This is a genomic window from Streptomyces sp. NPDC093984 (assembly GCF_044764595.1).
Taxonomy (GTDB): Bacteria; Actinomycetota; Actinomycetes; order Streptomycetales; family Streptomycetaceae; genus Streptomyces; species Streptomyces cynarae.
Window position 1 is genome coordinate 454,006 of record NZ_JBIWIM010000002.1, and the last position, 18,776, is coordinate 472,781.

Genomic DNA, 18,776 nt, shown 5'->3' on the forward strand with positions numbered 1-18,776 from the left:
TCTTGGGAAAATGGTGACCCCGGGTGGCAACCGGCGCCCGGGGCACCGTCGTCTCAAGAGGCGTTCCCCGGTGTCTCGCATGACACCGGGACTCCTCGGGCACCCGTCGGGCCGGCGTGGTGTGTCCCACACCGGCCACGGATGTGGAACCGGACGAACCGGTCGTAGCGTTGAGGGTTCTTACGGGGGACTCAACGGGGTTTTTGGGGATTCGGCAACCATGGAGAAGCGTGTGATGACGGACAGTAAGCGGCGCAAGGGCCTGATGGCCGCGTCCGCACTGCTCGGCGGGGTGCTGGTGCTCTCCGCGTGTAGCGGAGGCAACTCGGCGGCGAGTGGCGGCGGGGACGACAAGGACTCGCAGGCCTCGGTCGACGAGGCGGCCGCCAAGAAGACCTCCGAGGCACAGATCAAGATCACGCCGGCGGACGGTTCCGACAACGCCTCCATCAACAACGCCGCCAAGGTCACGGTCGCCAAGGGCACGCTCACCGAGGTCACCATGACCACCGCGTCCGGGACCCCGGTCGCCGGGCAGATCTCCGCCGACAAGACCAGCTGGGCGCCGACCACCCAGCTCGAGCGGGCCACGACGTACAAGATCGCCGTGACGGCCAAGGACTCCGCGGGCCGCGACGCCCACGAGAACGCCTCCTTCACGACCGTCGCTCCGGCGCACTCCTTCATAGGCAACTTCACGCCGGACAACGGCACGACCGTCGGCGTGGGCATGCCCGTCTCGATCAACTTCGACAAGGCGATCACCAACAAGGCCGCCGTGCAGAAGGGGATCACCGTCACCTCCAGCAGCGGGCAGGAGGTGGTCGGTCACTGGTTCGGCGCCAACCGGCTCGACTTCCGTCCCGAGCAGTACTGGAAGGAGGGCTCCACCGTCACGATGAAGCTGAACCTCGACGGCGTCGAGGGCGCGAGCGGCATATACGGCGTGCAGCAGAAGACGGTCACCTTCAAGATCGGCCGCAACCAGGTCTCGTACGTCGACGCGAAGACCAAGCAGATGAAGGTGACGCAGGACGGCACGGTCATCAAGACCATACCGATCTCCGCGGGCGCGCCGGATCACACGACCTACGAGGGTCAGATGGTGATCTCGGAGAAGTTCACCCAGACCCGGATGAACGGCGCGACGGTCGGCTTCACCGACTCCGACGGCAAGGGCGAGTACGACATCAAGGACGTGCCCCACGCCATGCGCCTGACCACGTCGGGCACCTTCATCCACGGCAACTACTGGGGTGCCCCGTCCGTCTTCGGGAACGTCAACACCAGCCACGGCTGTGTCGGCCTGCAGGACAAGAAGGGCGCGAACGACCCGAGCACGCCGGCCGCGTGGTTCTACAATCACTCGCTGATCGGTGACGTGGTGGTCGTCCAGAACACCGGCGACAAGACGGTGTCCCCGGACAACGGCCTCAACGGCTGGAACATGAGCTGGGCCCAGTGGAAGGCGGGTTCGGCCGTCTGACGCCGCCGCCGGCGGGACCCCACCCGTACGTCTCGAAGGCGCCCGCAGCCCCCGACAGGGCTGCGGGCGCCTCGGCGTTGCGTCGGCCGGTCCCCGTGCGGCCGCAGCATTCTCCTCGTTCTTTTATGTCCGGTTCACGACTTCATCAGGGTCCGTCCCGAGCTTGCGGCCGTGTTCGTCACCTGATTCTTGCAAGGATGCCTCCGGCGCTCAGGCCGGGGAGGAATCGCATCGTGTGATGGCGATGCGGCGCGTTGCCGTGTCCGGTCTCCGGGGTGCGAAGCGCCTGCAGACCCGCTGACGAAGCCGGGGAGTCCGTGGGCCGCTCGTAGGCCCTCGGCAGGCCGCCCCGTAGGCCGTTCGGCAGGACATTCGGCAGGACGTTCGGTGGGCCGTCTCGTGGACGCCCGGTCGTTCGAAGTCGTTACGGCCCCCGTATTGAGGCGTTGATCATCCCCCGGCATACTGCGTGATCCGGGGGGATGACGTGTGCATGTACGAGACCAACCCCCGGCCGGGTGAATGGGGATTCGCCCGGTACCTCATCTCCAGGGGGAGTCTTGCGCAGACAAGTGAACAGAGCGTGCGCGGCGGCCGTCGCAACGGCGGCCGCCGTCGCGTTGGCGGCGGGCATGACCAGCCCGGCGTCGGCGAAGCCCGCCCCCGCGGCCCACGGCCCCGCCGGCGGTCTGACGGCCCAGCACCGGATCACTCTCATCACCGGTGACCGCGTCGTCGTCGACGCCAAGGGCCGTGTCGTGGGCCTGGAGCGGGCGAAGGGCCGCGAGAACGTTCCGGTCCAGGTCCGCAAGGCCGCCGGACACACCTACGTGGTGCCGGCCGACGCGGCCGCTCTGATCGCCGAGGGGAAGATCGACCGGCGCCTGTTCGACGTCACCGAGCTCAACTCGTCGCGGACCCGCGCGGACCAGAAGAACGGCCTGAAGGTCATCGTCGGCTACAAGGGCGCCGCCCGTACCGCGAAGGCCGACGTCCGCGAGGCGGGCACGCTCCGCCGGACCCTCACGTCCCTGAACGCCGACGCGGTCCTCACACCCCAGCGGGACGCGGCCGAGCTGTGGAAGGCCGTCACCGACGGCGGCGCCACCGCCTCCGGCATCGCGCACGTCTGGCTCGACGGCGTCCGCAAGGCCAGCCTCGACAAGTCCGTCCCCCAGATCGGCGCCCCGGCGGCCTGGGCCGCGGGCTACACGGGCAAGGGCGTCAAGGTCGCCGTGCTGGACACCGGCGTCTACGCGGACCACCCGGACCTCAAGGGCCAGGTGATCGAGGCCAAGAACTTCTCCACCTCCGCCACCACCGCCGACAAGGTCGGCCACGGCACGCACGTGGCGTCCATCGTGGCCGGCACCGGCGCGAAGTCGCACGGCAAGTACAAGGGCGTCGCGCCCGGCGCCAGGATCCTCAGCGGCAAGGTCCTCGACGACGACGGCTACGGCGACGACTCCGGCATCCTCGCGGGCATGGAGTGGGCCGCCCAGCAGGGCGCCGACATCGTCAACCTCAGCCTGGGCGGCGCCGACACGCCCGACATCGACCCGCTCGAGGCCGAGGTGAACAAGCTCTCCGAGCAGAAGGGCATCCTGTTCGCCATCGCCGCGGGCAACGCGGGCGAGAGCGGCGAGAAGACCATCGGCTCCCCGGGCAGCGCGGCCGACGCGCTCACCGTCGGCGCGGTCGACGACAAGGACCGGCTGGCGGACTTCTCCAGCCGTGGCCCCGGTCTCGACGGTGCCATCAAGCCCGATGTGACCGCGCCCGGCGTGGACATCACCGCCGCCGCGGCCCCGGGCAGCCTCATCGACCAGGAGGTCGGCGAGAACCCGGCCGGGTACCTGACCATCTCCGGTACGTCGATGGCGACCCCGCACGTGGCGGGCGCCGCCGCCATCCTCAAGCAGGAGCACCCCGACTGGACGTATCCCGAGCTGAAGTCGGCGCTGACGGGCTCGGCGAAGGGCGGCAACCACACCCCGTTCCAGCAGGGTTCGGGCCGTATCGCCGTGGACAGGGCGATCAAGCAGACCATGCTCGCCGAACCGTCGTCCCTGAGCTTCGGCACCGCGCAGTGGCCGCACACCGACGACACGCCGGTCACCAAGCAGCTGACGTACCGCAACACCGGCAAGACCGCCGTCACCCTCACGCTGTCGCTGACGGCCACCAACCCCAAGGGCCAGGCGGCTCCTTCGGGCTTCTTCACGCTCGGCGCGAAGACGGTCACCGTCCCGGCGGGTGGCACGGCGTCGGTCCCGGTCTCTGTCAACAGCAGGCTGGGCGGCACCGTCGACGGCGCGTACTCGGCGTATGTGACGGCGACGGGCGGCGGCCAGAGCGTGCGCACGGCCGCGGCCGTGGAGCGCGAGACGGAGTCGTACGACGTCACCCTGAAGTACGTCGACCGTGACGGACAGACGCCCGTCCACCTCAGCGACCTGGTCGCGGCCTCGGGCGCCGACGCGGGCAAGGAGTACTTCTCCCAGAGCTCCGCGACGACCGTGAAGATCCGCGTGCCCAAGGGCACGTACCTGCTGGACTCCCTCTCCGTGAAGGACCCGACCTCGATCGAGGGCGGCGTCGACTGGCTGGTCCAGCCCAAGGTGAGCGTCACCAGGGACACCGCCATCACCCTGGACCTCAACAAGGCCAGGTCCGCCGACATCACGGTCCCGGACGCGTCGGCCGAGCCGCGGTCCGCGACGGTGTCGTACGTCTACGATCCGGCCGGCACCGGCCTGGCCCTGTCCGCTCCGTCGTTCGCGGACATCCGCCTGGCGCAGGTCGGCCCGGCGGTCCCCTCCGGTCTCTCCCAGTCCTGGTTCGGCCAGTGGACCAAGGGCGGCACGGCCGAGTACGACGTGTTCACCGGCTCCGCGGTCAAGCAGCTTCAGGGCGCACACGTACGCCACTACAAGGCGGACGAACTGGCCACGCTGAAGCTGAACCTCGGAGCCGCGAGCAGCGGCAAGACCGGCGCGGTCGGCGCCTACGCCGAGACACCGACCGACAGCGGCTCCAGCATCCCCGTCGAGCAGAACCTGCGCGGCACGCGCACGTTCCACGTGTCCACGGGTGACAAGGCGCAGTGGACGTTCGACTTCTCGCAGTACGGAGGCAAGAAGGACGCGGACGGGTTCCCGGTCTCGGAGGCGTACTACACGCTGGGCGACCCGCAGGTCCTCACCGGAGGCAAGACCTACACCAAGACCCTCAACACCGCGGTCTTCGGTCCGGTGATCAACTCCGACTACGGCCTCTTCCGGGCCGGCAACGAGATCTACGGATACCTGCCGCTGTTCGCGGACGGGCAGGGGCACGCCGGATCCTCCGAGTTCATGTCGGTGAAGACGACGCTGTACCGGGGCGGCACCAAGGTCGGCTCGAACGACGATCCGCTGTTCGGCGTGAAGCTCTTCGAGGTTCCCTCCGCCGAGGCCACGTACACGCTGACGACCTCGGTCATCCGCAGTGTGAAGGTCGCGGCGGCGTCCACCCGCATCGACGCGAGCTGGACGTTCAAGTCCAAGAAGGCGGACAGCGCCCAGCTGCCCGCCTCGACCGTCCGCTTCGGTGCGGCCACCGGCCTGGACAGCCGCGTCGAGGCCGGCAAGAAGGTCACCATCCCGGTCACCGTCCAGGGCGCGGCCGCGGGCCGCAACCTCCGGTCGCTCTCGGTCTGGGTGTCGTACGACTACGGCAGGACCTGGACCAAGCTGACGGTCAAGAACGGCAGGGTCACGTACAAGAACCCGGCCAAGGGCCAGGGCCTGTCGTTCCACGCCAAGATCGCCGACAAGAAGGGCAACAAGTCGACGATCTCCATCTACAACGCGTTCTACGCCAAGTGAGCCGATAGACGGCGGACAGATGGCGGACAGATGGCGGACGGCCCACCGGAAGCGATGCCTCCGGTGGGCCGTCCGGGGTGCGGCGCGCTTTGTGCGCGGCCATCAGGGGGTGCGGCGCGCTGCGGCCGTCAGAGGGTGCGGCGCGTCGTCCCCGCTACCGTCAGGGCGTGCGGCGCGTCGAACCCGCGACCGTCAGGCGTGCGGTGCGGTCGTGCCCGCACGGGTCGCGTCCGTGCCCCAGCTCGCCAGCAGCCGCAGCGCCTCCGCCGACGCCGAGCCCGGCTCGGCGTGATACGTCACCATCGCCAGCTCACCGTCGTCGGGTACCCGGAACGACTCGCACTGCAGCGCGAGGTCGCCCACCAGCGGATGCCGCATCCGCTTCATCCCGTGGCTCTTCTCCTTGACGTCGTGCGTCGCCCACAGCCGCCGGAATTCCTCGCTCTTCACCGACAGCTCCCCGACGAGGGCCGACAGCCGCGGATCGTCCGGGTGACACCCCGCCTCGTACCGCAGCTGGCACACGATGTCTATCGCCTTCTGCTCCCAGTCCACGAACAGGTCCTGGTACTCGGGCTTGAGGAACGTCATCCGCGCCCAGTTCCGCTCCTGGGGCGGCAGCTGCGCCCAGTCCCCGAAGACGGCGGCGGCCATCCGGTTCCACGCCAGGATGTCCGCACGCCGCCCCACGATGTACGCGGGCACCCCGTCGAAGGAGTCCAGCAGCTGCCTGAGCGACGCCCGTACCTGCTGGGTCCTGCCCGACGGCTTCTTCTTGTGCGCCTTCGGCTTGGCCAGATGCGTCAGATGCGCGTGCTCGGCGTCGGTCAGCCGCAGCGCGCGGGCGATCGCGTCGAGCACCTCCGCGGACACGTTCCGTCCGTTGCCCTGCTCCAGACGCGTGTAGTACGCCACGGACACGCCTGCCAGCTGCGCCAGCTCCTCGCGCCTGAGCCCCGGCACCCTGCGGTGGCGGCCGAAGTCCGGCAACCCCACGTCCTCCGGCTTGAGCCGGGCCCGGCGGGTGCGCAGGAACTCGCTGAGCTCGGCGCGCCGGTCCAGGGCCTGACCGGCTCCCGCGGCGGGCTCCGGCACGGAGTCGAGCTGTTCGTCCATACGTCCAGTATTCCCGGTCGTACGACCGGGAGCCTGACCCCGCCAGTGGTAGGACCGCTGGTCGTAGGCAGAACCGTGACCTGGGTGACTCGGCTGCCCTCGGGCAGGCTGGACGCCGTGCCCGGTGGTAGGCAGCCGGGCTGCGCGACCCCTAGGAGAAACTCGGCATGACCACCGTTGCTGCGTACGCCGCACCCGCCGCGAAGGCCCCGCTCGAGCGCACCACGATCGAGCGCCGCGAGGTCCGCGAGTTCGACGTCCTGATCGACATCAAGTTCGCCGGCATCTGCCACTCGGACATCCACCAGGCCCGTGAGGGCTGGGGCGAGGCGATCTTCCCGATGGTTCCGGGCCACGAGATCGCGGGCGTGGTCTCCGAGGTCGGCCCCGGTGTGACCAAGTTCAAGGTCGGCGACCGTGTGGGCGTCGGCTGCCTGGTCGACTCCTGCCGCGAGTGCGAGAACTGCGAGAAGGGCCTGGAGCAGTACTGCCTCAAGGGCGGCGTCGGCACGTACAACGCCATCGGCAAGGACGGCGAGCCCACCTACGGCGGCTACTCCGAGAAGATCGTCGTCGACGAGAACTTCGTCGTCCGCATCCCGGACGGCCTCTCCCTCGACGCGGCGGCCCCGCTGCTGTGCGCCGGCATCACCACGTACTCCCCGCTGCGCCACTGGAACGCGGGCCCCGGCAAGAAGGTCGCGATCGTCGGCCTGGGCGGCCTCGGCCACATGGGCGTCAAGCTCGCGCACGCGATGGGCGCCGAGGTGACGGTGCTCTCGCAGTCCCTGCGCAAGAAGGACGACGGGCTGAAGCTGGGCGCCGACCACTACTACGCCACCAGCGACCCCAAGACCTTCGAGGAGCTGCGCGGCACGTTCGACCTGATCATGTCCACCGTGTCGGCGCCGATGGACTTCGGCGCGCTGCTGTCGCTGCTGAAGACGGACGGCGCGCTGGTGAACGTGGGCGCCCCCGAGGAGCCCATCTCGCTCAACCTGTTCTCGGTGATCTCCGGCCGCAAGACCCTCGCGGGCTCCGGCATCGGCGGCATCCGGGAGACCCAGGAGATGCTGGACTTCTGCGCGGAGCACGGCGTCGGCGCCGAGATCGAGCTGATCAGCGCCTCCGAGATCAACGAGGCGTACGAGCGGGTGCTGAGCAGCGACGTCCGGTACCGGTTCGTGATCGACACGGCCACCATCTGAGAAATCCCCCGACAGCACCACGTGAGGCGGCCCCTGTGGCCGCCTCACGCGCGTCGTCGGTCGAAGGTCGCAGCGGCGTGGGCCCGGAGACCGATGTGCCGCCCCCTGCCGCTGCCTAGCCTGGAAAGTGGTTCCGGCAACCGGGGGACAGGAGGCCCGACCATGTCCGTGGAGCTCAACCACACGATCGTCGCCGCGCACGACAAGGAAGCGTCCGCCCGATTCCTCGCCGATCTGCTCGGGCTCGAGGTGGCGCAGCCGTTCGGCCCGTTCACCCCGGTGGAGATCCCCAACGGCGTGACGCTGGACTACATGGAGACCACCGGCTCGATCACCCCACAGCACTACGCGTTCCTGGTCTCCGAGGACGACTTCGACGTGATCTTCGCCCGTATCCGGGACAGGGGCCTGAGGTACTGGGCGGACCCGTACCACCACCGCCCCGGCGAGATCAACCACAACGACGGCGGCCGGGGCGCGTACTTCGACGACCCGAACGGTCACAACCTGGAGATCCTGACGAGGCCCTACGGGAGCGGTGGGGACTGAGGTTCATCCGGTTGGAGGTGCGGTCGCGCGGCCGGGTCCGGACCCCGGTCCCGGCCGCGTCGGCCTTGGGCCGCCGGGGGTGGCGCGCTCCGAACGCCTCGCCGAACCGATCCCACCGCAGGGTCGGTTGAGATGGTCATCGGATTGCGATCGAGAGTGCGCCACCTTAGCTTCAGGGCGTCGGAATCTTCCGACAAAGTCCGCATAGGTTCTCTATGTCGGCTTTCACCCCTGGTGCCATCGAACGGAGCATTCATGTCGGTGATGACCGGTACCCAGCCCCAGCAGCAGTTCGGCCAGCAGTTCGGCCAGCAGTTCGGTCAGCAGCTCGGCCAGCAGCCGATCGCGCAGGTCGTCCAGCAGACCATCCAGCAGGCCTGTCAGCAGGCGAGTCAGCAGATCGCGCAGCGCATGCAGCAGACGCTGCAGCAGATCCAGCAGGTCCAGCAGCAGCTTCAGCAGCAGGGCATGGCCCACCAGGCGCACCCGTACCTGGCCATCGCGCTGCACACGACGCTGCGCCAGGGCGTGCGGCACGCGGTGGAGCAGTCCGTGCAGCAGGCGCTGCCGATCGCGATCCTGACGCTGGTCCAGCAGAGCCAGCAGGGCATGCAGCAGCAGGGCATGCAGCAGGGTCCGCAGCAGTGGGGCGGCGGTGGCCAGCAGTTCGGCCAGCCCTACCAGCAGCAGTACCAGCAGCCCGGCTTCGGCTTCGGCCAGATGCCCTTCGGTATCGGCTGACGTCCGGCGGCGCGCGATGCGGTGTGCCCAGGAGCGGTTCCCGGGCACACCGCATCACTGTGGAAGCGCGGCCGCCCGTCACCGGATCAGGAGCACACGAACGACGCAGGCGTGGTGAAGGTGGACGCAATGGTCAAGGAAAGACCCGGAAACAACCGGGAGAGCGGGTCCGAGGGAGCGGGTGCCGGCGGGATGGGGCCCGAGGGCAAGGAGACGGGGCCACAGAGGAAGGGCGGCACGTCACCGATCACGGTGCAGCCGCGCCGGGCCCGGTACATGGTGACACCCCTGCCGCAGAGCCTTCTCCCCCCGGGAGTCGCCGAACTCGGCATGGACGCGCTGTGCGACCGGCTGGAGCGTATGCCCGAGGTGACGGTGACCCGCAGACTCAGGTCGCCGGAGAAGCTGAAGTCGGCCGGAATGCGGCCCTCCTGCCCGGAGATCGCGGTCGTCGAGGCGGCCGAGGCCCAGGTACCGGCCATGCGGTCGCTGCACGTGCACATCGAACCGGATCTGCCCCTGTCCGGAACCGGACCCGCTTCCGCACCGACCGCGGGCGTGCTGCCCCTGCGCGATCCGGGGCTGGTCATGCCGCTGGAGGAGCCCGCGGAGATCTCGCTGCGCGTGTGCGGCCCGGAGGGCGAACCGCTGGCGGGCGCGGGGGTGTTCCTCATCGGGGCGACCTGGCCGAGCCAGGGCATCACCGCGGCCGACGGGACGGTCACCCTCACCCTGGCGACCGAGACCGCGGAGACCGTCCAGTCCCTCTACGTCCGCCCCGCGGGCGGTTACGCCGACCGATGGGTCCACCGGCCCGACCTGTCGGCGACGCAGGAGAACCTGGTCACCCTCACCCCGCTGGCCCAGGTGTACCCGGAGCTGGAGCAGCGGCAGCAGTACGGCTGGGGCCAGCAGGCCATGCGCCTGGACCGGCTGCCGCCCACGTTCCGCGCCTTCGGCGTCCGGGTCGCGGTCATCGGTTCGGGCGTCAGCACCGAGCACCCCGATCTTCGGCAGCGCGTGCGCTCCGGTGTCGATCTGGTGCGCGGCACCGAGAACGGCTGGGCCCACGACACCCTGGGCACCGGCACCCACGCGGCGGGCGTCATCGCCGGCGCGGACACCGGCAAGGGGATCATCGGCATCGCCGTCGACGCCGAGATCGAGGTCTGCCAGGTGCTGCCCGGCGGGCACTTCAGCGACCTGATCGCCGCTCTGGACCACTGCATCGAGCACGAGGTCGACGTCGCCCATCTCGCGGTGGCCGCGCCGTACCCTTCGGCGCTGGTCTCCCGCAAACTCGCCGACGCCTACGCCGCGGGCATCGCCTGCGTCGCACCCGCGGGCGACACCGGCGGGCCGGTCGGCTTCCCTGGCTCGCTGCCCACCGTGTTCACCGTCGGCGCGCTGGGAGTCTTCGGCTCGTACCCGCAGGACACCTCCCAAGCCACTCACATCGGGCCGCAGTTGACACCCGAAGGGCTGTTCGCCGCACCGTTCAGCAGCTACGGCCCCGGCGTGGACGCGGCCGCCCCCGGCGTGGCGGTCCTGTCGTGCGCCCCGCGCGGCGGTTACACGGCCCTGGACGGCACCGGCACCGCATCGGCCCATGTCGCCGGTCTCGCCGCCCTCGTTCTCGCCCACCACGAGGACTTCCACGGCCAGTTGCTGCCGCGCGGCGCCGGGCGGGTGCAGCACCTGTTCGAGATCATCGCCGGGAGCTGCCGCCAACTGGCCGCCCCCGGCACGCTGGAGGCGGCCCGCGTCGGGCGCGGCCTGCCCGACGCCCTGGTGGCCCTCGGCCTGGCTCCCGGAGTGCAGCTCGCTCCGGCCCTGTCGCCGTACGCCCCGTCCATGGCGGGATGACAACGCACTCCGTCCATGGCGGGGTGACAACACACCACACGGATCGGCACCCGCTCGCTCGGGGCGGGTGCCGATCCGTGTGCCGTTCGCGCGGAGTCGTGGGTCAGCCGCCGCCGGCCGGCTCCTTGACGGGGGCGGCGTGCCGAGGGCGGTACTTGCACGACACCTGGCCGACGAGCTCCCGGAAGCACACCAGGGCGGTGATCGGCGGAATCCCGACGATCACCATCGAGAGCACGGAGTACGAGGAGTGGCTGATGCACAGGGCCACTGCCGTCGCCGAGGCGATCAGGATGACGCACCAGGACCGCCGGGCGGTGCGGTGCTGGAAGGCCGCCCGCAGGATGGACAGCGCGGCCACGAACCACGGTCCGTACACCGTCAGCGGCCACCACTGGGCGAGCGGCGCGGGCAGGACGGTGGCGGCGATCTCGCGCAGCTGGTTGTAGGAGTAGGCGGTGGACCAGCCCAGCATCGCCACCGCGCACGCGGCGATCGTGGCGACCAGGAGCGTGACGGGGCTCAGTCGCTGACCGCCGTCGAGGATGTGGTGGGCCGGCCGGGGGCGCCGCCGGTCGATCCGGTGGCGGTGCTGGCCGTCCAGCGAGGGCGGAGCGGGGTCCACGGCCGACACGGTGGAGAGCATCTGGGCCAGCTCTTCGTCGGGATCCCAGCCGTTGGGCGCGATGTCCGGGCCGGGTGCGCTCCACACGGGATGCGTCTCGAGGGGATCGACATGATAAGAGTGCTGGCCGAGCACATCATGATCGGATCTCAGGGCGAACTGAAAGTCGTAGAGGCTTGGCTCGCCTTGAAGCCTGTCCATTCTCGAAGTTCCTCCGAGCTCTGTATCAGGAAGCTCCGTCCAGAGCGCGCAGGTATTCGCTCTCCATGTCACTGATCTTCTTGAGGAAGTCCTCAAGAAGATCCGAACAACCCTTGAGGCGCACGTCACCGCCGGCCGACTCGTGCCAGCCGGCGCCACTTCCGACGGGGGTCTGATCTTCCGGTTCGTTCCAAGTCACGATCACCTAACGAGCACCACGGGGCGCCCAGGTATCCGGCATTTGGGGGAATAAATCGACGGAGAATCGTTTCGGCAGTCAGATGAAGTACCTGGCCGGCGCAATTACCAAAATCTGTGCAGCGGTATTTCGGTGAATATGATTTCACGGTGCGTGAGGCGCCGGGGTGAGCCATCCGGGAACGCCGCCGTACCTCCACGATGGCGGGCGACTCAGACCGTTCCTGCTGCGGTGCCTCGAACTTGTCGAGTGTCTGGTCGACTCGTCGGTCGATCACATGCCGACCCGCACATCCGAACCCGGCGGCTCGCGGAGTCCGCCTGCCGGGTCGCCCGCGAACACAACCGGCCGTGCCACCGTCCCGACGGCGGGTCGGCGGCACGGCCGATGAGGTCAGCGAGCTCGAGGGCTACTTCTCCGCGGCCTCCGGCGCCGGAGCGACGCCCGTCGGGCAGGACGCCCCCCAGTTCGTCTCGAACGGGGTACCCAGCTTGACCCCCGTCCCGCCGAGGCCGCAGTAACCCGCCGGGTTCTTGTCCAGGTACTGCTGGTGATGTGCCTCCGCCGGATAGAAGTCGCGGCCTTCCGCCGGGAGGATCTCCGTGGTGATCGAGCCGTAGCCCGAGGCCGTGAGGACCTTCTGGTAGGCCTCGCGGGAGGCCTCCGCCGCGGCCGCCTGGGCGGGGGAGTGGGTGTGGATCGCGGAGCGGTACTGCGTGCCGACGTCGTTGCCCTGGCGGAAGCCCTGCGTCGGGTTGTGGGACTCCCAGAAGACCTGGAGCAGGCGTTCGTAGGAGATCTGCTTCGGGTCGTAGACCACGCGGACCGCCTCGGTGTGCCCGGTCAGGCCCGAGCAGACCTCCTCGTACATCGGGTTCTCGGTGTAGCCGCCCTGGTAGCCGACCAGCGTGGTGTGGATGCCCGCCGGCAGCTGCCAGAACTTGCGCTCCGCCCCCCAGAAACAGCCCAGGCCGAAGTCGGCGATCTCCAGGCCCTCCGGGTAGGGGCCGAGCAGGGGAGTGCCGAGTACCTCGTGCCGCCCGGGGACCGAGAAGGCCGGCTCGGGGCGACCGGACAGGGCCTGCTCAGGGGTCGGCAGCTGGGGCGTACGGCTGTGCAGGAACATGCGGTCTCCAGAGGATCACGGGGAGGGGCCGATGCCGATGCGCTCGGTCGGGTGTTGGTCAACGTGCGGGTTTCCCGGGACATTCCGGGGCCCGGGCCGACTCGGCCCCGTCCCAGCCGTCCTGCTCAGCGTGTCAGCGCGACAGGGTCGCCGGGCTCCCCCCGTTCGCCTCGTACCCGGCCACCGCAAGCGCCCGGTACACCGCGTAGTCCGCCGCCGGATCGGCGGTCAGGGTCCAGGGCAGCGCGCCCACGTGGCCGTCGACGTGGACCAGCTGGGCCATCGCCTCCGCCCAGCGCTCGCTGCGGACCAGGAAGAACACCAGCAGATGGCGGACGTGGGCCAGCATCGGGTCGTCGGGGCGGGCCGAGTGCACCGCGTGCAGTGCGCCGTGGATGGCCTTCGTCACGACCTCGCTCTGGTAGAAGCTGCTGACCAGGTTCACCTCGGGGAGGTGCTCGAAGACCGCGAACAGGGGCATGGCCGCGAGCAGCGAGCCCCGCGGGGCGCGGGCCGCGGCCGCCTCCGCGAAGGAGTAAGCCAGCTCCCGCGAGCCGTGCCACTTCTCGCACCAGTAGTGCAGCGCCGCCAGGTGCGCCCCCATGTGGGTGGGCGCCCGGTCGAGGATCTTCAGCCACAGCTGCTCGAACTCCGGCTGCGGGTAGGCGAGGCCGCGGGCCACGGACAGCTCGATGATGTAGGGGACCGGGTCGCCGGGGGCCAGCAGCGCCGCCTCCCCGCACGCCGACCTGGCCTCCTCCATGATGATCCGGAACTCCTCCGTGCCCGGCGTCGACGTGCGCCATGCCTGCTGCACGAGGAACTCCGCGTGCACGGCCGCGCCCCCCGCGTCCTTGGGCGCCTCGGCCCGCCACACCCGCAGCCACTGTCCGCCCGGCGTCTCGCTCACCCCGCCGGGCCGCTGCTGCAGCTCCAGGGACGCGGCGCCCGCGAAGGCCTGTACGCGCTGCCACCGCGTCTCGCCCTCCGCCTCCGTGCCGGCCAGGAGCTGGGCGGCCGCGCGGTAGTCCTGCGTGCGCTGCACCACGTCCAGGACGTCCAGCAGGTCCTCGTCGGGGCCGGGCATGCGGACGTCCAGCTCCTCCTGGCGCACGAACCCGTAGTTCGCCGGGTCCGCGGCGTCCGGGTCACCCGGCGAGACCTGCTGGATGCCCGCTCGCCGGCGCATGAGGACGGGGAGCAGGACCATGCTGAACAGGGCCAGTGCCATCAGGACCCAAAGAATCACCATGGCCCAAGCGAACCAGACCGGTCCGACACTTGGCCATCCTGGTCGCCGCGCCTGTGGAAAACCCCGCCGCCCGGGCCCGTTCCCGGGTGCGGCGGCCCCCGTTCCCGGGTGCGGCGGCCCCCGTTTCCGGCTGCGGAGGGCCCCGTCCCCAGCCGTGGCGCCCCGTTCCGGGGCGCCCGGCCTCGCGATCCCGCGCCCCGGCCGCGGGCGCACTACCCTCGGAACCCATGAGCGACAGGCACATCAGTCAGCATTTCGAGACCCTCGCGATCCACGCGGGGAACACCGCCGACCCCCTCACGGGCGCGGTCGTCCCGCCGATCTACCAGGTCTCCACCTACAAGCAGGACGGCGTCGGCGGGCTGCGCGGCGGCTACGAGTACAGCCGCAGCGCCAACCCCACCCGCACCGCCCTGGAGGAGAACCTCGCCGCCCTGGAGGGCGGCCGGCGAGGCCTCGCGTTCGCGTCCGGACTGGCGGCCGAGGACTGCCTGCTGCGTACGCTGCTCGCCCCCGGCGACCACGTGGTGATCCCGAACGACGCGTACGGCGGTACGTTCCGCCTGTTCGCCAAGGTCGTCTCCCGGTGGGGCGTCGAGTGGTCGGTCGCCGACACCAGCGACCCGGCCGCGGTGCGGGCCGCCCTCACCCCGAGGACGAAGGTCGTGTGGGTGGAGACCCCCTCCAACCCGCTGCTCGGCATCACCGACATCGCCGCCGTCGCTCAGATCGCCCGTGACGCGGGCGCCCGGCTCGTCGTCGACAACACCTTCGCCACCCCCTACCTCCAGCAGCCGCTCGCGCTCGGCGCGGACGTGGTCGTGCACTCCCTGACCAAGTACATGGGCGGCCACTCCGACGTCGTCGGCGGGGCACTGATCGTGAACGACCAGGAGCTCGGCGAGCAGCTGGCGTACCACCAGAACGCGATGGGCGCGGTCGCCGGCCCGTTCGACTCCTGGCTGGTGCTGCGCGGCACCAAGACACTCGCCGTGCGCATGGACCGGCACAGCGAGAACGCCACCAAGGTCGCCGACATGCTCAGCCGGCACCCGCGCGTGAAGCGCGTCCTGTACCCGGGCCTGCCGGAGCACCCCGGTCACGAGGTCGCGGCGAAGCAGATGAAGGCGTTCGGCGGCATGGTGTCCTTCCGGGTGGAGGGCGGCGAGGAGGCGGCCGTCGAGGTCTGCAACCGGGCCAAGGTGTTCACGCTCGGCGAGTCGCTCGGCGGTGTCGAGTCCCTGATCGAGCACCCGGGGCGCATGACGCACGCGTCCGCGGCGGGCTCGGCCCTCGAGGTCCCCGCCGACCTGGTCCGTCTCTCCGTGGGCATCGAGAACGTCGACGACCTCCTGGAGGACCTGAAGCAGGCCCTCGGCTGAGGCACCGCCTCAGCCTCTGCCTCACCAGTCGCCGATCGGTGGAGTCGTCGTCGACGGCGGCTCCACCCAGGGGCGGGCGACCGACGCCCATACGGTGAAGGCGAGCGCCGCGGCCACCAGGGCCAGCCACAGAACACGGAGGGCCAGCGTGCGGCGGCGCAGCAGGCGGGTGCCGCGCCGCACCACGTCCCCGTACAGCTCCGGCGGCACCGGAGGCGGGGTCCGCTCCAGCATCCGCCGCACGGTCGCCTCCCGTTCGGACACGTTCACCGGGCGCCTCCTCGGGTGCACGGCCCGGGGAGGGCGGTCCGCCGGTGCGCGGTGGGCCGGGGGCCGCGCACGTCCGCGTACGGCACGGTCACGACGGCGCCACCTCCGGTGCCGGCATCGCCGGTGCCGTCCTTGCCGGGGGATGCAGCAGTGTCGCCGTCGCCCGGGCGCAGATGGCCCGAACCCGCTCGACGGGCAGGCCGAGCAGCGCCGCCGTCTGTTCCTCGGCGACCCCCTCGTACATCCTCAGGACGAGGATCAGCCGTTCCTGCGGCGACAGGTTCACCAGCGGGCTGCCCGGGGCCGGCCGGTGCCGGCCGAGCGCCCCGTACTGGTGCCACGCCTCGCGCGCGAAGCGGGTGGCCAGGTGGTGGCGTGCCCGGGCGTAGGGGTCCTCGCCGCGCAGCCGGTCCCAGGAGGCGTACGTCTGGGCGAGGGCCAGCGTCAGCAGGCGCCGTGCGCGCGGGTTGTCGTCGGGGGCCTCAGCGGTGAGCAGGGTCGCGGCGTGCAGCAGCCGCCCGGCGGCGCCCGCGACGAACGCCTGGAACTCCCGGGCCCGGCGGGCGCCGTGGGACGCATGCCGTTCTCGCACCGCGCCTCCCGCCTGAGGGTGACCGTGAGGGGACGGGACCCGCCGCGTACGTACGGCGTCGAGGGCGTGCGGCACGCCGGACGGCGTACGGACGACAGGGACCCGCTCTCATAGGAGACCGGCGGTGCCCCCCGGGTCAAGAGCCTTGGAGCACCCGCACGCGCGTGTGTCGGCGTCACGGCGTACGCGTGCGGGGCTCAGGACGCCGGCTGGGACTCCGGTCCTGCGACACCCTGCGTGCCCTGCCGGGCGGAGAGCGCGCCATTGAAGCGGGTGAGGAGCGCGGTGAACGTCTCACGCTCCTCCGGCGCCCAGTCGTGCGTCAGTTCGGCCATGAGCTGGCGCCTGGAGGAACGTACCTCCTCGAGCCGGGACTGCCCGCGCGGGGAGAGCTGGAGCACCACCGCGCGGCCGTCCTCCGGATGCGAGGTGCGCTTGACGAGACCGGTGTCGACCAGCGGGGCGACCTGCCGGGTGACCGTCGAGGAGTCGATGCCCATGCTCGCGGCGAGCGCCTTGACGCCCATGGGGCCTTCCTTGTCCAAGCGGTTGAGCAGCAGGTACGCGGCACGGTCCATGGAGTTGCGCACCTGCCCGACCCCGCCGAGCCGCGTCTGTTCGGCACGGCGCGCGAACACCGCGACCTCGTGCTGCAGCGTGTCCAGAAGACCGGTGTCACCGACAGCGCTCATGTCGGTCATGTCCATCGACATCTCAGGTGTTGTGGGCATCGCCGGGGGCTCACTTCGTGCGTGGGGAGCTGGGTTGGGGGACAGGGTACGCGGCCGGGGCGCAGGACGTACCAGGGCTGTGCAAACCCGTTCCGCGCCTTGGTCACGGCCGCTGTGGACGGGCGTGAACTGCGAGACTGGTGGTCATGAACTACAGCACGGCCGACTCCTTGCCGACGGTGACGCCGGACGACGTCCGGGGCGCCCAGAAGATGCTCTCGGGCGTCGCACGTGTCACCGCCATGGAGGGCAGCAGGCACCTGTCCCAGCTGGTCGGCGCCCCGGTGCACCTGAAGTGCGAGAACCTCCAGAGGACCGGGTCGTTCAAGCTGCGCGGCGCGTACGTGCGCATCGCGGGGCTGCTGCCCGAGGAGCGTGCCGCGGGGGTCGTCGCCGCGAGCGCGGGCAACCACGCGCAGGGCGTGGCCCTCGCCTCCGCGCTGCTCGGTGTGCGCTCCACGGTGTTCATGCCGAAGGGCGCCCCGCTGCCGAAGATCAGCGCGACCCGCGAGTACGGGGCGGACGTACGGCTGCACGGCCAGGTGGTGGACGAGACGCTGGCCGCCGCGCAGGAGTACGCGGCGGAGACGGGCGCGGTGTTCATCCACCCGTTCGACCACCCGGACATCATCGCGGGTCAGGGCACGGTGGGCCTGGAGATCCTGGAGCAGTGCCCCGATGTGCGCACGATCGTCGTCGGCACCGGCGGCGGCGGGCTGGTCGCGGGCATCGCGACCGTGGTGAAGGCGCTGCGGCCGGACGTACGGGTGGTGGGCGTGCAGGCGCGGGGCGCGGCCGCGTACCCGCCCTCGCTGGCGGCCGGGCGGCCGGTGTCGGTCGAGAGCGCGGCCACCATGGCCGACGGCATCAGGGTGGGGCGGCCCGGTGACGTGCCGTTCCGTATCGTCCGCGAGCTCGTCGACGAGGTCCGTACGGTGTCCGAGGACGCGCTGTCCGCCGCGGTGCTGCTCTGCATGGAGCGGGCCAAGCTGGTCGTCGAGCCGGCCGGCGCGAGCCCGGTCGCCGCGCTGCTGAGCGATCCGGGCGCCTTCGAGGGCCCGGTGGTCGCGGTGCTGTCCGGCGGCAACGTCGACCCGGTGCTGTTGCAGCGCATCCTGCGGCACGGCATGGCCGCCCAGGGCCGCTACCTGGCCGTACGGCTGCGGCTGACGGACCGCCCGGGCGCCCTGGCCACGCTCCTCGGGGTGCTGTCGCTGGTCGACGCCAACGTCCTCGACGTGAGCCACGTGCGGACCGATCCCCGGCTCGGGCTCACGGAGGCGGAGGTCGAGTTGCACCTGGAGACGAAGGGCCCGGAGCACTGCGCGGAGGTCGGGCACGCGCTGCGGGAGGCGGGCTACACCGTCATCGACTGAGGTCGGGGGCGTGTCGGCAGCAGTCGGCGAAAATCCGTTGAGAGACGCGATACATCGCGTTATGGTGTCTCTGTTGTCACCTGGTGCCTCATCACCTTGTGACGGGTCTCGCCCTCATCGCGTTTTGCGCGTACTTTGCCATACCCCTGTCCCCGGCGGCTCGCCGTTTTTTCCGACGACGTGGAGA

General features: G+C 70.7%; 16 protein-coding genes. 8 read left to right on the forward strand and 8 right to left on the reverse strand.

All coding sequences use genetic code 11. From position 1 onward, the window contains the following. The first annotated feature begins 235 nt into the window (after positions 1–235). Positions 236–1,486 carry an Ig-like domain-containing protein gene (locus tag ACIRC0_RS09910; RefSeq protein WP_403613668.1) on the forward strand — a complete coding sequence of 417 codons (1,251 nt, stop codon included), beginning with the start codon at positions 236–238 and terminating at the stop codon, positions 1,484–1,486. 572 nt (positions 1,487–2,058) lie between these two features. Further along, a complete protein-coding gene (locus ACIRC0_RS09915) occupies positions 2,059–5,355 on the forward strand; it encodes a S8 family peptidase (RefSeq protein WP_403613671.1) in 3,297 nt (1,098 codons plus the stop codon). Positions 5,356–5,547: 192 nt separating this feature from the next. Here the strand turns inward: ACIRC0_RS09915 and ACIRC0_RS09920 are convergent, their stop codons facing one another. Beyond that, on the reverse strand, positions 5,548–6,471 hold the full coding sequence (locus tag ACIRC0_RS09920; RefSeq protein WP_403613673.1) for a helix-turn-helix domain-containing protein: 924 nt from the start codon (positions 6,469–6,471) through the stop codon (positions 5,548–5,550). A gap of 167 nt (positions 6,472–6,638) precedes the next feature. Between ACIRC0_RS09920 and ACIRC0_RS09925 the strand changes: the two genes are divergently transcribed. From ACIRC0_RS09925 to ACIRC0_RS09940, 4 genes are all read left to right on the forward strand, one after another. Next, entirely contained in the window at positions 6,639–7,679 is a 1,041-nt protein-coding gene (locus ACIRC0_RS09925; RefSeq protein ID WP_403613676.1) for an NAD(P)-dependent alcohol dehydrogenase, read from the forward strand. Positions 7,680–7,841: 162 nt separating this feature from the next. Further along, positions 7,842–8,228: a VOC family protein gene (locus ACIRC0_RS09930; protein ID WP_403613678.1), complete on the forward strand. Its 387-nt coding sequence runs from the start codon at positions 7,842–7,844 to the stop codon at positions 8,226–8,228. A gap of 255 nt (positions 8,229–8,483) precedes the next feature. Continuing rightward, positions 8,484–8,969: a hypothetical protein gene (locus ACIRC0_RS09935; RefSeq protein ID WP_403613681.1), complete on the forward strand. Its 486-nt coding sequence runs from the start codon at positions 8,484–8,486 to the stop codon at positions 8,967–8,969. Between the two features lie 129 nt (positions 8,970–9,098). Then, positions 9,099–10,835 (forward strand): S8 family serine peptidase, encoded by a 1,737-nt coding sequence (locus ACIRC0_RS09940; protein WP_403613684.1) that lies wholly within the window; start codon positions 9,099–9,101, stop codon positions 10,833–10,835. 103 nt (positions 10,836–10,938) lie between these two features. Here the strand turns inward: ACIRC0_RS09940 and ACIRC0_RS09945 are convergent, their stop codons facing one another. The 4 genes from ACIRC0_RS09945 to ACIRC0_RS09960 all read right to left on the reverse strand — a co-directional run bounded on the left by ACIRC0_RS09945 (position 10,939) and on the right by ACIRC0_RS09960 (position 14,238). Further along, on the reverse strand, positions 10,939–11,547 hold the full coding sequence (locus tag ACIRC0_RS09945) for a DUF2637 domain-containing protein (protein ID WP_403613687.1): 609 nt from the start codon (positions 11,545–11,547) through the stop codon (positions 10,939–10,941). Positions 11,548–11,686: 139 nt separating this feature from the next. Then, a complete protein-coding gene (locus tag ACIRC0_RS09950) occupies positions 11,687–11,860 on the reverse strand; it encodes a hypothetical protein (RefSeq protein ID WP_403613690.1) in 174 nt (57 codons plus the stop codon). A gap of 409 nt (positions 11,861–12,269) precedes the next feature. Next, a complete protein-coding gene (msrA, locus tag ACIRC0_RS09955; protein WP_403613693.1) occupies positions 12,270–12,986 on the reverse strand; it encodes a peptide-methionine (S)-S-oxide reductase MsrA in 717 nt (238 codons plus the stop codon). 133 nt (positions 12,987–13,119) lie between these two features. Further along, on the reverse strand, positions 13,120–14,238 hold the full coding sequence (locus tag ACIRC0_RS09960; protein ID WP_403613696.1) for a hypothetical protein: 1,119 nt from the start codon (positions 14,236–14,238) through the stop codon (positions 13,120–13,122). Positions 14,239–14,465: 227 nt separating this feature from the next. Here ACIRC0_RS09960 and ACIRC0_RS09965 point away from each other — a divergent pair, with 227 nt between their 5' ends. Next, positions 14,466–15,620, forward strand: a complete 1,155-nt coding sequence (locus ACIRC0_RS09965) for a cystathionine gamma-synthase (protein WP_403613699.1) — start codon at positions 14,466–14,468, stop codon at positions 15,618–15,620. A gap of 21 nt (positions 15,621–15,641) precedes the next feature. Here ACIRC0_RS09965 and ACIRC0_RS09970 read toward each other — a convergent pair whose 3' ends face one another. The 3 genes from ACIRC0_RS09970 to ACIRC0_RS09980 all read right to left on the reverse strand — a co-directional run bounded on the left by ACIRC0_RS09970 (position 15,642) and on the right by ACIRC0_RS09980 (position 17,195). After that, on the reverse strand, positions 15,642–15,890 hold the full coding sequence (locus tag ACIRC0_RS09970; protein WP_403613702.1) for a hypothetical protein: 249 nt from the start codon (positions 15,888–15,890) through the stop codon (positions 15,642–15,644). 88 nt (positions 15,891–15,978) lie between these two features. Beyond that, positions 15,979–16,482 carry a sigma factor-like helix-turn-helix DNA-binding protein gene (locus ACIRC0_RS09975; protein ID WP_403613705.1) on the reverse strand — a complete coding sequence of 168 codons (504 nt, stop codon included), beginning with the start codon at positions 16,480–16,482 and terminating at the stop codon, positions 15,979–15,981. 197 nt (positions 16,483–16,679) lie between these two features. Next, positions 16,680–17,195, reverse strand: a complete 516-nt coding sequence (locus ACIRC0_RS09980) for a MarR family winged helix-turn-helix transcriptional regulator (RefSeq protein WP_403614700.1) — start codon at positions 17,193–17,195, stop codon at positions 16,680–16,682. Positions 17,196–17,359: 164 nt separating this feature from the next. Between ACIRC0_RS09980 and ilvA the strand changes: the two genes are divergently transcribed. Beyond that, entirely contained in the window at positions 17,360–18,589 is a 1,230-nt protein-coding gene (ilvA, locus tag ACIRC0_RS09985) for a threonine ammonia-lyase (protein ID WP_403613708.1), read from the forward strand. The last annotated feature ends 187 nt before the right edge of the window (positions 18,590–18,776 follow it).

What these genes read in the sequence shown, in the direction of transcription:
- ilvA (WP_403613708.1), top strand. Translation starts at nt 17,360, where the DNA reads ATGAACTACAGCACGGCCGACTCCTTGCCGACGGTGACGCCGGACGAC.
- ACIRC0_RS09920 (WP_403613673.1), bottom strand. Translation starts at nt 6,471, where the DNA reads ATGGACGAACAGCTCGACTCCGTGCCGGAGCCCGCCGCGGGAGCCGGT.
- msrA (WP_403613693.1), bottom strand. Translation starts at nt 12,986, where the DNA reads ATGTTCCTGCACAGCCGTACGCCCCAGCTGCCGACCCCTGAGCAGGCC.
- ACIRC0_RS09925 (WP_403613676.1), top strand. Translation starts at nt 6,639, where the DNA reads ATGACCACCGTTGCTGCGTACGCCGCACCCGCCGCGAAGGCCCCGCTC.
- ACIRC0_RS09960 (WP_403613696.1), bottom strand. Translation starts at nt 14,238, where the DNA reads ATGGTGATTCTTTGGGTCCTGATGGCACTGGCCCTGTTCAGCATGGTC.
- ACIRC0_RS09935 (WP_403613681.1), top strand. Translation starts at nt 8,484, where the DNA reads ATGTCGGTGATGACCGGTACCCAGCCCCAGCAGCAGTTCGGCCAGCAG.
- ACIRC0_RS09940 (WP_403613684.1), top strand. Translation starts at nt 9,099, where the DNA reads ATGGTCAAGGAAAGACCCGGAAACAACCGGGAGAGCGGGTCCGAGGGA.
- ACIRC0_RS09930 (WP_403613678.1), top strand. Translation starts at nt 7,842, where the DNA reads ATGTCCGTGGAGCTCAACCACACGATCGTCGCCGCGCACGACAAGGAA.
- ACIRC0_RS09980 (WP_403614700.1), bottom strand. Translation starts at nt 17,195, where the DNA reads ATGTCGATGGACATGACCGACATGAGCGCTGTCGGTGACACCGGTCTT.
- ACIRC0_RS09910 (WP_403613668.1), top strand. Translation starts at nt 236, where the DNA reads ATGACGGACAGTAAGCGGCGCAAGGGCCTGATGGCCGCGTCCGCACTG.
- ACIRC0_RS09965 (WP_403613699.1), top strand. Translation starts at nt 14,466, where the DNA reads ATGAGCGACAGGCACATCAGTCAGCATTTCGAGACCCTCGCGATCCAC.